This is a genomic window from Pseudomonas sp. PDM09, from assembly GCF_014852305.1.
Lineage (GTDB): Bacteria > Pseudomonadota > Gammaproteobacteria > Pseudomonadales > Pseudomonadaceae > Aquipseudomonas.
The window spans coordinates 830,718-844,403 of sequence record NZ_JACVBI010000001.1 but is presented as its reverse complement, the minus strand read 5'-3'; the positions used below and the strand labels follow the sequence as shown (position 1 = coordinate 844,403).

The following is a 13,686-nucleotide window of genomic DNA, read 5'->3' as shown; positions in this document are numbered from 1 at the left end:
TAATCGGTTTTAACGCCATGAATATTTCAACTGTCAAAGCTCACATGGACATTGCCCAACCGGTGCGTAAAAGCCGGTTGACCAACCCTGGCTGGTTTCTGGTCAGCCCCTCGGTGGCGCTGTTGCTGCTGTGGATGATCGTGCCGCTGGGCATGACCGTTTACTTTTCGATGATCCGCTACAACCTGCTCTACCCCGGTGAAAACCAGTTCGTGGGGTTGGAGAACTTCAGCTACTTTCTGAGTGACTCGGGCTTCCTGCCCGGCGCCACCAACACGCTGTTGCTGGTGGGCAGTGTGTTGCTGATCAGCGTGGTGTTCGGCGTGTTGATCAGCGCATTGCTGGAGGCCAGTGAGTTTCTCGGTCGCGGCATCGTGCGGGTGATGTTGATCTCGCCCTTCTTCATCATGCCCACCGTCGGTGCGCTGATCTGGAAGAACCTGATCTTTCACCCGGTCTCGGGGATTCTCGCCTACATCTGGAAGCTGTTCGGCGCGCAGCCGGTGGACTGGCTCGCGCATTACCCGCTGCTGTCGATCATTATCATTGTCTCGTGGCAATGGCTGCCCTTCGCGATCCTGATTCTGATGACCGCCATGCAGTCCCTCGATCAGGAGCAGAAAGAAGCCGCGCGCCTGGACGGTGCCGGCCCCATCGCGATCTTCTGGCACCTGACCCTGCCGCACCTGGCGCGGCCGATTGCAGTGGTGGTGATGATCGAAACCATCTTCCTGCTGTCGGTGTTCGCCGAAATCTTCACCACCACCAACGGTGGCCCCGGTTATGCCTCGACCAATCTCGCCTATCTGATCTACAACCAGGCGCTGGTGCAGTTCGACGTCGGCATGGCGTCCGCCGGTGGTTTGATCGCGGTGTTGATTGCCAACGTCGCGGCCATCGTGCTGGTGCGGATGATCGGCAAAAACCTGACAGACAAAGCCTGAGGCCTGCGCCATGACTCTTCAACAATCCCGCCGTCTGCAAAGCCTGCTGCTGGGCACCCTGGCCTGGGCCATTGCGATCCTGGTTTTCTTCCCGATCTTCTGGATGGTACTGACCAGTTTCAAAACCGAAATCGATGCGTTCGCCACGCCGCCACAGTTCATCTTCACGCCGACGCTGGAGAACTACCTGCACATCAACGAGCGCAGCGACTACTTCAGCTTCGCCTGGAACTCGGTAGTGATTTCCTTCAGCGCCACGGCCCTGTGCCTGCTGATCGCAGTACCGGCGGCCTACTCCATGGCGTTCTACGAAACCCAGCGCACCAAAGGCACGCTGTTGTGGATGCTATCGACCAAGATGCTGCCGCCGGTGGGCGTGTTGATGCCGATCTACCTGCTGGCCAAGAGCTTCGGCCTGCTGGACACGCGCATCGCGCTGATCGTGATTTACACGCTGATCAACCTGCCGATCGTGGTCTGGATGATTTACACCTACTTCAAAGACATCCCCAAAGACATCCTCGAAGCCGCACGCCTGGACGGCGCAACGCTGTGGCAGGAAATGGTCCGGGTGTTACTGCCGATCGCCAAGGGCGGCCTGGCTTCCACGGTTCTGCTGTCGCTGATCCTGTGCTGGAACGAGGCGTTCTGGTCGCTGAACCTGACCTCGTCCCAGGCCGCGCCACTGACCGCGTTGATCGCCTCGTACTCAAGCCCCGAAGGTCTGTTCTGGGCCAAGTTATCGGCGGTGTCGACCCTGGCCTGTGCGCCGATCCTGATCTTCGGCTGGATCAGCCAGAAACAATTGGTCCGCGGCCTGTCGTTCGGCGCCGTGAAATGAATCCGATCCGATCCCTGTAGGAGCCAGGCTTGCCGGCGAAGGCGGTTTGACGGACGCCTTCGCCGGCAAGCCTGGCTCCTACAGAAAAGCCCGCACGGCTCAACTGAATAACAACACCTGGAGGCCCATCATCATGGCCAACCTGAAAATCAAAAATCTGCAAAAAGGCTTCGAAGGTTTTTCCATCATCAAAGGCATCGACCTGGAAGTGAATGACAAGGAATTCGTGGTGTTCGTCGGCCCGTCGGGCTGTGGTAAATCCACCCTGCTGCGGCTGATCGCCGGCCTTGAAGAAGTCAGCGGTGGCACCATCGAACTGGATGGCCGCGACATCACCGAAGTCAGCCCGGCCAAGCGCGACCTGGCGATGGTGTTCCAGACTTACGCCCTGTACCCACACATGAGCGTGCGCAAAAACATGTCGTTTGCCCTGGACCTGGCCGGTGTAGCGAAAGCCGAAGTCGAGAAAAAAGTCGGCGAAGCGGCGCGCATCCTTGAACTCGGGCCGATGCTGGAGCGCAAGCCCAAGCAATTGTCCGGTGGTCAGCGGCAACGCGTGGCCATCGGCCGGGCGATCGTGCGCAACCCGAAAATATTCCTGTTCGACGAACCACTGTCCAACCTCGACGCCGCCCTGCGGGTGCAGATGCGCCTGGAACTGTTGCGCCTGCACAAAGAACTGCAAGCCACGATGATCTACGTGACCCACGATCAGGTTGAAGCCATGACCATGGCCGACAAAGTCGTCGTGCTCAATGGCGGCAAAGTCGAACAAGTCGGTTCGCCGCTGGACCTGTATCACCAGCCGGCCAACCTGTTTGTCGCAGGCTTCCTCGGCACGCCGAAAATGGGCTTGCTCAAAGGCAAAGTCACCCGCGTCGAAAGCCAGCGCTGCGAAGTGCTGCTGGACGCCGGCACCCGCATCACGTTGCCGCTGAGCGGCGCCAACCTGAGCGTCGGCGGCGCGGTAACCCTGGGCATTCGCCCGGAGCATCTGAATCTCGCGCAAACCGGCGACTGCACCTTGCAAGTCACTGCCGACGTCAGCGAACGCTTGGGCAGCGATACCTTCTGCCACGTCCTGACGTCGTCCGGCGAAGCGCTGACCATGCGTGTTCGCGGCGATCTGGCCAGCCGTTATGGCGAAACCCTGAGCCTGCACTTGGACGCTGAACACTGCCATTTATTCGATGCCGACGGCGTGGCGCTGACCCGCCCACTGCGCGCCGCGGCCTGATCCGAGAGCATGCGATGAAACTGAATAAACAGAACCTCAACCGCCTCGCCCCCGAAGTGGCCCTGCCCGCCTACACCCTGAGCGACACTCGCCAAGGCATCGCGCACATTGGCGTCGGCGGTTTCCACCGCGCGCATCAGGCGTACTACACCGATGCCTTGATGAATACCGGCGAAGCGCTGGACTGGGCCATTTGCGGGGTCGGCCTGCGCGCTGAAGATCGCCGCGCCCGGGACGATCTCAAAGAGCAGGATTATCTGTTTACCCTGTTCGAACTCGGCGACAGCGACGACGCTGAAGTGCGGGTTATCGGTGCCATCCGCGACATGCTGCTGGCCGAAGACAGCGCCGAAGCGCTGATCGACAAACTCGCCGATCCAGACATCCGCATTGTCTCGCTGACCATCACCGAAGGCGGCTATTGCATCGATGACAGCAACGGCGAATTCATGGCGCACCTGCCTCAGATCCAGCATGATCTGGCTCACCCGAACGCACCGAAAACCGTGTTCGGCTTCCTCTGCGTCGCACTGGCCAAACGACGTGCAGCCGGCACGCCCGCGTTCACGCTGATGTCTTGCGATAACCTGCCGCACAACGGCGCCGTGACCCGTAAAGCCCTGCTGGCATTCGCCGCCCTGCGCGACGCCGATCTACGCGACTGGATCGAGCACCATGTCAGTTTCCCTAATGCGATGGTCGACCGCATCACGCCGATGACCAGCACCGAGCATCGTCTGCAACTGCACGACAAACACAGCATCGACGACGCGTGGCCGGTGGTCTGCGAACCGTTTGTGCAATGGGTGCTGGAAGACAAATTCGTCAACGGTCGCCCGGCCTGGGAAAAGGTCGGCGTGCAGTTCACCGATGACGTCACGCCTTACGAAGAGATGAAGATCAAACTGCTCAACGGCAGCCATCTGGCCTTGACCTACCTGGGCTTTTTGAAAGGTTACCGCTTCGTTCACGAAACCATGAACGACCCACTGTTCGTGCGCTACATGCGCGCCTACATGGACCTGGACGTGACGCCGCAACTGGCACCGGTGCCGGGCATCGACCTGACCGAGTACAAAAACACCCTGGTGGCGCGCTTCTCCAATCAGGCGATTGCCGATCAGCTGGAGCGAGTGTGTTCGGACGGCTCGTCGAAGTTTCCGAAGTTCACCGTGCCGACCATCAACCGCTTGATTGCCGATGGGCAGGAGACCAAACGTGCGGCGCTGGTGGTGGCGGCCTGGGCGCTGTACCTCAAAGGCGTGGATGAGAATGGCCAGAGCTATGCAATTCCGGATCCACGGGCAGCGTTCTGTCAGGCGCTGGTGGCCGATGATGTGTTGATCACTCAGCGGTTGTTGGAAGTGGAGGAGATTTTTGGGACGGCGATTCCGCGCTCTCCAGAGTTCGTCGCTGCGTTCGAGTGGTGCTGTAACAGCTTGCGCGATGTTGGGGTGACACGGACGTTGGAGCGGGTGCTGGCGTAAGAGTGGTGGTGAACCTGCTGCCGTCTTCGCGAGCAAGCCCGCTCCCACAGTAGATCTTCAGTGAACACGGATTTTGTGTTCGACAACAATCCAATGTGGGAGCGGGCTTGCTCGCGAATGGGTTCACCGAGATCGACCTGACACATCAAGGATCTTCCATGGCAAACCAACAACTATTCCTGGGCATCGATTGCGGCACCCAAGGCACCAAAGCCGTGATCCTCGACGCGCACAGCGGTCAGGTCCTCGGTCAGGGCGCCGCCGCCCACAGCCTCATCAGCGGCGCCAATGGTCGTCGCGAGCAAGACACTGCCCAATGGCTGGAAGCCTTTACCCTGGCCACCCACCGTGCATTGCTCGCAGCGAATGTAGACGGTCAGGCCATCCTCGGCATCGGTGTTTCCGGCCAGCAGCATGGCCTGGTGATGCTCGACGATCGCGGCCAGGTGTTGCGCCCGGCCAAGCTCTGGTGCGACACCGAGTCCACGCCGGAGAACGACCGCTTGCTCGCCCATCTGGGCGGCGAAGAAGGTTCCCTGGAACGCCTCGGCATTGTCATCGCGCCGGGCTACACCGTGTCCAAACTGCTCTGGACCAAAGAACAGCACCCGGAAGTGTTCGCCCGGATCGCCCGCATTTTGCTGCCCCATGACTACCTCAACTACTGGCTCACCGGCCGCAGTTGCAGCGAGTACGGTGATGCCTCGGGCACCGGGTATTTCAACGTGCGCACCCGCCAATGGGACTTGCAACTGCTGCGCGACATCGACCCCACCGGGCGCCTGCAAGCCGCGCTCCCGGAGCTGATCGATGCCCACCAACCGGTCGGCACAATCCTGCCGAGTATCGCCGAACATCTGGGCATCAATCCGCAAGCACTGGTCTCCAGCGGCGGTGGCGACAACATGATGGGCGCGATCGGAACCGGCAATATAAAGCCCGGCGCGATCACCATGAGCCTTGGTTCCTCGGGCACGGTTTACGCCTATGCCGAACAAGCAAACGTCAGCCCGGATGCCTCGGTTGCGACCTTCTGCTCCTCCAGCGGCGGTTGGCTGCCACTGATCTGCACGATGAACCTGACCAACGCGACCAGCACGATTCGCGAGCTGTTCGAACTGGATATCGAGGCGTTCAACGGCTTGGTCGAGCAAGCGCCGATCGGTGCCGACGGCGTGTGCATGCTGCCGTTCCTCAATGGCGAACGCGTTCCCGCCCTGCCCCATGCCAGCGGCAGCCTGCTGGGGCTGACTATGACCAACCTGACCCAGGCCAACCTGTGCCGCGCCGTGGTAGAAGGCACCACCTTTGGTTTGCGTTATGGGCTGGACCTGCTTCGCCACAATGGCTTACAAAGCCTGCGCATCTGCCTGATCGGCGGCGGCTCGAAGAGCCCGGTGTGGCGGCAGATCGTCGCTGACATCATGAATACGCCAGTGATTTGTACCGAGCAAAGTGAAGCCGCGGCCCTCGGCGCAGCGATTCAGGCGGCGTGGTGCAAGTCCTGGGCAAACGGTCACGAAGACAGCCTGGCGGACTTGTGCGAGCGTTGCGTAACGCTCGATCTGGCCAGTGAAACCTTACCGATTGCAGAAAATGTGGCGGCCTGTCAGCAGGCCTATGAACGCTATCGACAGCATGTCGCAACCCTTTAAAGAGCGAGAAACTATGTATCTGGTATGTGGCGAAGCGCTGTTCGATTTCTTCAGCGAAGACGATGCCAGCGGCTTGGCATCCAAAGTGAATTTCAAGGCGATTGCCGGCGGCTCGCCGTTCAATGTGGCCGTAGGTTTGCGCCGCTTGGGCGTGGACGCGGCACTGTTTGGCGGGCTGTCGACCGATTACCTCGGCCGACGTTTGCAGCAAGTGCTGCAGGATGAAGGTGTGCGCCCGGACTACCTCGTGGACTTTGCCGCGCCGACCACCTTGGCAATGGTCGCGGTCGGTGCCAATGGCTCGCCCCATTACAGCTTTCGTGGCGAAGGCTGCGCTGATCGGCAGTTGAGCCTGGCACATCTGCCGACGCTTGGGCCTGAAGTGCGCGGGTTGCACGTCGGCTCGTTTTCGCTGGTGGTGCAGCCGATTGCCGATACGTTATTGGCATTGGTGCAACGGGAAAGCGGCAAACGCCTGATCAGCCTCGACCCGAACGTGCGCCTCAATCCCGAGCCGAACATCGAGTTGTGGCGCTCGCGGATTGCCACGCTGGTGGAGCTGGCGGATCTGATCAAGGTCAGCGACGAAGACTTGAGTCTGTTGTACCCCGAGCAAGATCCTCAGCACGTCATCGAAAGCTGGCTGGAATATCGCTGCCAGTTGGTGTTCCTGACCCGTGGCGGCGAAGGCGCAACGGTGTTCAGCCGTGCCCACGGCTCGTGGTCGGTACCGGCCTGTTCAGTGAAGATTGCCGACACTGTGGGGGCTGGCGATACATTTCAGGCAGCGTTGATTACCTGGCTGACCGAGCAGCAGTTGGATTCGGTTGAAGGTTTGCAGCAGCTGAGCCGTGAACAGATCGACGGGATGCTCAGGTTTGCGGTGAGCGCAGCGGCGCTGACGTGCAGCAAGACAGGGCCGGATTTGCCGTATCGGCAGCAGTTGGAAATGCGCTGAATGTGAGGGCCTCTTCGCGGCAAGCCTCGCTCCTACAGGTCCGGCGCTGGCATGATCAATGCCTCGCCACAAATGCTGTAGGAGCGAGGCTTGCCCGCGAAGGCGGCCTACCGGTTGCACACCGAAAAATTGTAACTCCGCAATCAACGGCACAAGCCCATATCCATTGCTCGAAACCCTCTAGACAAGGGTTTCCCCTATACAGCTTGCCCTCCATATTCGTCTTGAACATGGCACTTTAATACTGCACCATCCGCCCCTGCTTTTTCAAAGGACGGAACTCAAGGCATGCTGGACGCAAACGCAATCCATATCTCCCTCACACTCGAAGGCGTTTCCGTCGACCTGCAGGTCCTCAGTTTCGTCGGCCGCGAAGCCCTCAACCAGCCGTTCTGTTTCGACATCGAACTGGTCAGCGCCCGCCCCGACCTGAAACTCGAAGAGTTGCTGCACAAGCCCGGTTGCCTGACCTTCGGCGCCACCGGCCAGGGCAAGATCCATGGTCTGGTGTACCGCATCGAGCAAGGCGATTCCGGCAAGAGCCTGACCCGCTACAGCATCAGCCTGGTGCCGCAACTGGCCTACCTGCGGCACAACCACGACCAGCAGATTTTCCAGCAGTCAAGCGTGCCGAAGATCATCGCCCAGGTCCTCGAGGCCCGCGGCATTCTGGCCGACGCCTACAGCTTCCAGCTCGGCGCCATCTACCCCGAGCGCGTGTACTGCGTGCAGTACGACGAATCCGACCTGCACTTTATTCAGCGCCTGTGCGAAGAGGAAGGCATTCACTTCCATTTCCAGCACTCGACCAGCGGCCACAAACTGGTGTTCGGCGATGACCAGACGGTGTTCCGCAAACTCGCGCCGGTGAGCTACCAGCAAGACTCCGGCATGGCTGCCAAAAAACCGGTGATCAAGCGCTTCAACCTGCGCCTGGAAACCCGTACCACCCGCGTCAGCCGCCGCGACTACGACTTCGAAAAACCACGCCTGCTGCCTGAGGGCGCGGCCAAAAGCGCGTTCGCCCCGGACCTCGAAGACTACGACTACCCCGGCCGCTTCACCGACCGCGCACGGGGCAAGCAACTGGCGACCCGTGCCCTCGAACGCCATCGCAGCGACTACCAACTGGCCGAAGGCAAAGGCGATGAACCGACCCTGGTCAGCGGCCACTTCATGGCCCTGAGCGAACACCCGCGCGCCGAGTGGAACGACCTCTGGCTGCTGCTGGAAATCGTCCACGAAGGCAAGCAGCCGCAAGTGCTCGGCGAGAACATCACCAGCGACGTCACCGATAACAAGGACGACTTCCACCAGGGCTACCGCAACCGCTTCCTCGCCACGCCGTGGGACGCGCATTACCGCCCGGCCCTGGAACACCCGAAACCGAAAGTGCTGGGCAGCCAGACCGCCATCGTCACCGGCCCGGCGGGTGAAGAAATTCACTGCGACGAATATGGCCGCGTCAAAGTGCAGTTCCACTGGGATCGCGACGGTCAGGGCAACGACACCAGCAGCTGCTGGCTGCGCGTCGCCACCGGCTGGGCCGGCAACGCCTACGGCGGCATCGCCATCCCGCGAGTCGGCATGGAAGTGCTCGTCACCTTCCTCGAAGGCGACCCGGACCAGCCGCTGATCACCGGCTGCCTGTACCACAAGGAAAACGTCGTCCCCTACGACCTGCCGACAAACAAAACCCGCAGCACCTTCAAGACCCTCAGCTCACCGGGCGGCAAGGGCTACAACGAGTTTCGCATCGAAGACAAAAAAGGCGCGGAACAGCTCTACTTGCACGCCCAGCGCGACTGGGATGAAAACATCGAGCACGACCAGAAAATCCGCATCGGCAATGAACGGCATGACACGGTCGAGGCCAATGTATTCAGCGAGTTCAAGGTGGAAGAGCACCGCCTCACCCATCTGGACCGCAAGACCGAAGCGCGGGCGGACGATCACCTGACTGTCGGCGTGACCCGGCATGTGAAAGTGGGAACGGCGCAGTTTGTCGAGGCCGGGACGGAGATTCATTACCACGCCGGGGAGAAGGTGGTGGTTGAGGGTGGCATGGAGCTGACGGCCAAGGCTGGCGGGAGCTTTGTGAAGATTGATGCGAGCGGGGTGACGATTAGCGGGGCGGAGGTGAAGGTGAATTCCGGGGGTGGCCCGGGAGCGGGTTCAGGTACCCAGGCATTAGGTCCATTGATCCCGTTAGCAGCTGCAATCGCGAGCGCCGGTCAACTTTTAGAACGAAAAACAGTTCTCGAGAAAACAGACCATGACTTGGATTTCTTGATTACTGATCAAAACACGGGTTTACCGTTGAAAAATTTTCCTTATGTCATCAAAACCTCTTCGGGCAAGAGCCTGGCGGGACGTACCAATGATGAAGGAATAACTGGAAAAATAAAAAGTGCAGAAGCGGAAATGGCTGTGATTGAGGTTTATGACGACATCCCCCCTATCAATCCAGGATGGGACGCTTGATATGCCTAAATTGAAACCTTTGGCCACAAGTCAAAAAGCGTTGACTCCGGTAACCGATAAAAAACCGGCTTCAGTCATGGTAGATGACAGTAAGCGTTTGAAGGAAATCAGGAAACTGGTTGAAGCCAACAACAAGTCTTCGATTGATACAAACACTATCATTTGCCAGATTTATATGGAGTCACGTTTCGATGCTAATGCCGGGGCTGGGCACAATGCTCGAGGCCTGATGCAAATGCAGATGCAAGCGGTGCAACAGGTCTACAAATATCGAAGAAAGAAACAGCTTGGCCGTACGCCGAGCGACGAGCAAACCAAAGCGGTATTTGCCGAAGGCAAGGAATTCCACGCTAGCGCCAGCATTTTTGACGAAGCCAAAAATATTCAACTTGGCACGGAGTACATGCAATATTGGATCGATGTATCCAGCTCAATTGAAGAGGCCTACAAAAAGTACCGAGGCCTTTCCAACGGAGTTTATTATAAAAAAATAAGTGCCTGTGCCGCGAAACTCGCGGCCAGTCCCGATTCAATGCAGGTGCTCAGGGACAATATAAAGTGAAAAAACCGTGGTTGTATTTAATCACTGTCCTGTTTATAGGGACTGCCTATGCAGAGCCGCCCAAGTCAATTCTCGGCTGCCCTTTGTCTGATGGAACACGGGGGTCTTTACTGGCCGAGTCAACTGCAGAGGGTCAGCGCTTGTTTCTTGAGCTCGATCAGAAAACACAAACTGCATTTACGGACATGCCTGATACCGACTTTGTCGGGCAGGTGGTCCTGGCAAAGTGCATTTCCTCCGGCTTTATATTTGCGCTCAACTACGGCTCGCCGTATTTGAAGGGTGTTGTTTTACGCAAAAACCCCGTCAGTCATTCGATCGAACGAATCGATTTTGCAGAGAAGTCCCTGCCCCGCTGGCTTTATCTTGGACAAGAGCAAATGCGGTTGGTCATTCCAAATATCGGGAACGAGGTCCCAGGAAAGTTCCTGGTTTATGATTATTTCGCGGAAAAAGGGCAACCAGAGGAAGCAGGTAGTGTTGATGTTCGGCCAGATACCCATGGGTTCAAGGTTTTACGCCTGAAATGAGCGCATCATCCCATTGAATACATCACCGTCGGACATCTAGCTTCAAAGCCTGCCCGCAGGAGGCAGGCTTGTTTTTGAAGGTGCGCGTCAGACCGGAAAGATTAAACGAGAAGGCTCCTGACCTAGCCTTTGAATTGCCGGATAACACCCCAGTCATCAGGCTGGAATTGATCGCTACGGTGTACTTCAAAGAGGGCTATTTGCTTGAAAACAAGCAAAAGGTCATGGAGTGTTTCGCCCGCTTCAAGGAGGAATTCGGCCAATATCAGAAAGTACAACAACAAAAAAAAGCCCGGCTTGCCAACGGTAGCGTCTCGAAGGTCGCTATCGCCGGCAGGCCGGGCTCCTAAAGCAAAATACCGCTTAAATGTTTCGCATCAACAGCACTTCGGTCCCGCCTTGCTGCCGTAACGAGCCTCCTGACGTTCGCGAAAGAACACCTCGTAGCTCATCACCGGTTTGTCCGGGTGTTTGGTTTGCATATGCTCAACGTAAGTGTCGTAGTCAGGCATGCCAACCATCAAGCGTGCAGCCTGCCCCAGGTATTTACCAAGGCGACTCAGGTCATTGAACATGGGCACCCTCCTCCATCAAGCATCCGGCAAAGCCTGGAATGGTGCTTCTTTATCCGTACGCTCCTTGGTGCCCCAGGCGGCTATACCGACCTTGAGTGCAAAGAACAGGATGCTGAACACCACGAGCAAAAACAGCGCGGTCAACGTTGCGTTGGTGTAGGCGTTGTAGATGACGTGCTGCATCTGCTCGATGCTTTTGGCCGGCGCGAGGACCTGGCCGTTGGCCAAGGCGTCGCTGTACTTTTTCGCCAGCGCCAGGAAGCCGATTGCCGGGTTGGCGTCGAACAGCTTGATGAAGCCTGCGGTGGTGGTGCAGATCAGCAGCCACACCGCTGGCAGCATGGTGACCCAGACGTAGCGTTGGCGCTTCATTTTGATCAATACGACAGTTGCCAGCATCAGTGCGATACCCGCCAGCATCTGGTTGGAGATGCCGAACAGTGGCCACAAGGTGTTGATCCCGCCCAGTGGGTCGATCACGCCTTGATACAGCAGGTAACCCCACATCGCCACGCAACCGGCGGTGGCGATCAGGTTGGCGGTCCAGGATTCGGTGCGCTTGAGCGCTGGAACGAAGGAGCCGAGCAAATCCTGCAGCATGAAACGCCCGGCACGGGTACCGGCATCCACCGCAGTGAGGATGAACAGCGCTTCGAACAGGATCGCGAAGTGGTACCAGAACGCCATGGTGTTTTCACCTGGCAGAAGTTGGTGCAGGATCTGCGCGATACCGACCGCCAGAGTCGGCGCACCGCCGGCACGGGCCAGGATGGTGGTTTCACCGATGTCCTTGGCCACTGCTTGCAGCGCTTCCGGGGTAATTGCAAAACCCCAACTGCTGACCGTCTGCGCCACTGAAACAGCATCCGCGCCGACAAGGGCCGCCGGGCTGTTCATCGCAAAGTACACGCCTGGCTCGATCACCGACGCAGCCACCATGGCCATGATCGCCACGAAGGACTCCATCAGCATGCCGCCATAACCGATGTAACGGGCATGGCCTTCACTGGCGAGCAGCTTTGGCGTGGTGCCGGAAGCAATCAGTGCGTGGAAACCGGACACCGCGCCACAGGCAATGGTGATGAACAGGAACGGGAACAACCCACCTTTCCATACCGGCCCGGTGCCATCGATGAACTGGGTCAATGCCGGCATTTTCAGGTCGGGCATGGTGATCAGAATGCCGATCGCCAGCGCAACGATGGTGCCGATTTTGAGGAAGGTCGACAGGTAGTCACGCGGCGCCAGAATCAGCCACACCGGTAGTACTGCGGCGACGAAACCGTAGCCAATCAGCATCCAGGTGATCTGGATTCCAGTGAAGGTGAACGCCTTGGCCCACACCGGGTCAGCGGCAATCTGCCCGCCCAGCCAGATCGACCCCAGCAGCAACGCCACGCCGATCACCGAGATTTCACCGATGCGGCCCGGGCGGATGTAGCGCATGTAAATGCCCATGAACATCGCGATCGGGATGGTCGCCATCACCGTGAAAATACCCCACGGGCTTTCGGCCAGGGCCTTGACCACGATCAGCGCCAGCACCGCGAGGATGATGATCATGATCAGGAAGCAGCCAAACAGCGCAATGGTCCCGGGGATGCGGCCCATTTCTTCACGGACCATGTCACCCAGGGAGCGACCGTTGCGGCGGGTGGACATGAACAGGACCATGAAGTCCTGAACCGCACCGGCCAGCACCACGCCGGCGATCAGCCACAGCGTACCGGGCAGGTAGCCCATCTGCGCCGCCAATACCGGACCGACCAGCGGCCCTGCGCCAGCGATCGCTGCGAAGTGGTGTCCGAAGAGCACGTGTTTGTTGGTCGGCACGTAGTCCAGACCATCGTTGTTGAGTACGGCGGGAGTGGCTCGATTGGGATCGAGCTGCATCACCTTGGTGGCGATGAACAGGCTGTAATAGCGGTACGCGACGAGATAAATAGCGACTGCTGCGACTACGATCCAGAGGGCGTTGATGGCTTCGCCGCGGCGCAGGGCCACGACACTTAGCGCAAACGCTCCCAGGACAGCCACGGCAAACCAGGCGAGGTGTTTAGCCAGACGGGGCATAGCGTGTCTCCTGCCGACAGCCAGTGGCTGCGGCGGTAATTATTATAATTGTGTCCGCATTGCGGAGCGGGCCCAATATCCGCCCATGCTGTCGACAAATAAATCCGCGTTACTACGTACGTGGCGTCTACGTATTTCTACGTAGATGATCTGTCAGATGAAATACAAAACCTGTGGGAGCGGGCTTGCTCGCGAAGAGGCCAGTACATTCAACATCACCGTTGACTGACAGACCGCCTTCGCGAGCAAGCCCGCTCCCACAAGGTTCTGCGTTTTCATCACAGCCGCAGGTCATTCTGTCCAGCACTGCTACTGGAGGCGCGTATCTTTGGCATATGAT

Annotated in this window: 12 protein-coding genes; 10 read left to right on the top strand and 2 right to left on the bottom strand. The window is 58.7% G+C overall.

From position 1 onward, the window contains the following. Positions 1 to 17 precede the first annotated feature (17 nt). The 10 genes from IB250_RS03750 (at position 18) to IB250_RS03705 (ending at position 11,048) form a co-directional block, all read left to right on the top strand. Positions 18 to 944, top strand: a complete 927-nt coding sequence (locus IB250_RS03750; RefSeq protein ID WP_123496945.1) for a carbohydrate ABC transporter permease — start codon at positions 18 to 20, stop codon at positions 942 to 944. 10 nt (positions 945 to 954) lie between these two features. Continuing rightward, entirely contained in the window at positions 955 to 1,785 is an 831-nt protein-coding gene (locus IB250_RS03745; protein ID WP_192343026.1) for a carbohydrate ABC transporter permease, read from the top strand. Between the two features lie 133 nt (positions 1,786 to 1,918). Next, positions 1,919 to 3,022 carry an ABC transporter ATP-binding protein gene (locus IB250_RS03740; protein WP_192343025.1) on the top strand — a complete coding sequence of 368 codons (1,104 nt, stop codon included), beginning with the start codon at positions 1,919 to 1,921 and terminating at the stop codon, positions 3,020 to 3,022. Positions 3,023 to 3,036: 14 nt separating this feature from the next. Further along, positions 3,037 to 4,509 (top strand): mannitol dehydrogenase family protein, encoded by a 1,473-nt coding sequence (locus IB250_RS03735; protein WP_192343024.1) that lies wholly within the window; start codon positions 3,037 to 3,039, stop codon positions 4,507 to 4,509. A gap of 158 nt (positions 4,510 to 4,667) precedes the next feature. Beyond that, positions 4,668 to 6,164, top strand: coding sequence for a xylulokinase (gene xylB / locus IB250_RS03730; RefSeq protein ID WP_192343023.1), 1,497 nt, complete (start codon positions 4,668 to 4,670; stop codon positions 6,162 to 6,164). Positions 6,165 to 6,177: 13 nt separating this feature from the next. After that, on the top strand, positions 6,178 to 7,122 hold the full coding sequence (locus IB250_RS03725) for a carbohydrate kinase family protein (protein WP_192343022.1): 945 nt from the start codon (positions 6,178 to 6,180) through the stop codon (positions 7,120 to 7,122). A gap of 288 nt (positions 7,123 to 7,410) precedes the next feature. Next, positions 7,411 to 9,606, top strand: a complete 2,196-nt coding sequence (gene tssI / locus IB250_RS03720; protein ID WP_192343021.1) for a type VI secretion system tip protein VgrG — start codon at positions 7,411 to 7,413, stop codon at positions 9,604 to 9,606. A 1-nt stretch (position 9,607) separates the two neighbouring features. Next, a complete protein-coding gene (locus tag IB250_RS03715; RefSeq protein ID WP_192343020.1) occupies positions 9,608 to 10,168 on the top strand; it encodes a transglycosylase SLT domain-containing protein in 561 nt (186 codons plus the stop codon). Further along, positions 10,165 to 10,698: a hypothetical protein gene (locus tag IB250_RS03710; protein ID WP_192343019.1), complete on the top strand. Its 534-nt coding sequence runs from the start codon at positions 10,165 to 10,167 to the stop codon at positions 10,696 to 10,698. Before IB250_RS03715 ends, IB250_RS03710 begins: the two co-directional genes overlap by 4 nt. A gap of 68 nt (positions 10,699 to 10,766) precedes the next feature. Beyond that, positions 10,767 to 11,048 (top strand): hypothetical protein, encoded by a 282-nt coding sequence (locus tag IB250_RS03705; RefSeq protein WP_008069969.1) that lies wholly within the window; start codon positions 10,767 to 10,769, stop codon positions 11,046 to 11,048. Positions 11,049 to 11,075: 27 nt separating this feature from the next. Here IB250_RS03705 and IB250_RS03700 read toward each other — a convergent pair whose 3' ends face one another. Then, the gene (locus IB250_RS03700) at positions 11,076 to 11,273 is read right to left on the bottom strand and encodes a YbdD/YjiX family protein (protein ID WP_007900300.1); all 198 of its coding nucleotides are present in this window, start codon (positions 11,271 to 11,273) and stop codon (positions 11,076 to 11,078) included. Between the two features lie 15 nt (positions 11,274 to 11,288). Continuing rightward, entirely contained in the window at positions 11,289 to 13,346 is a 2,058-nt protein-coding gene (locus IB250_RS03695) for a carbon starvation CstA family protein (RefSeq protein ID WP_192343018.1), read from the bottom strand. Between the last annotated feature and the right edge of the window lie 340 nt (positions 13,347 to 13,686).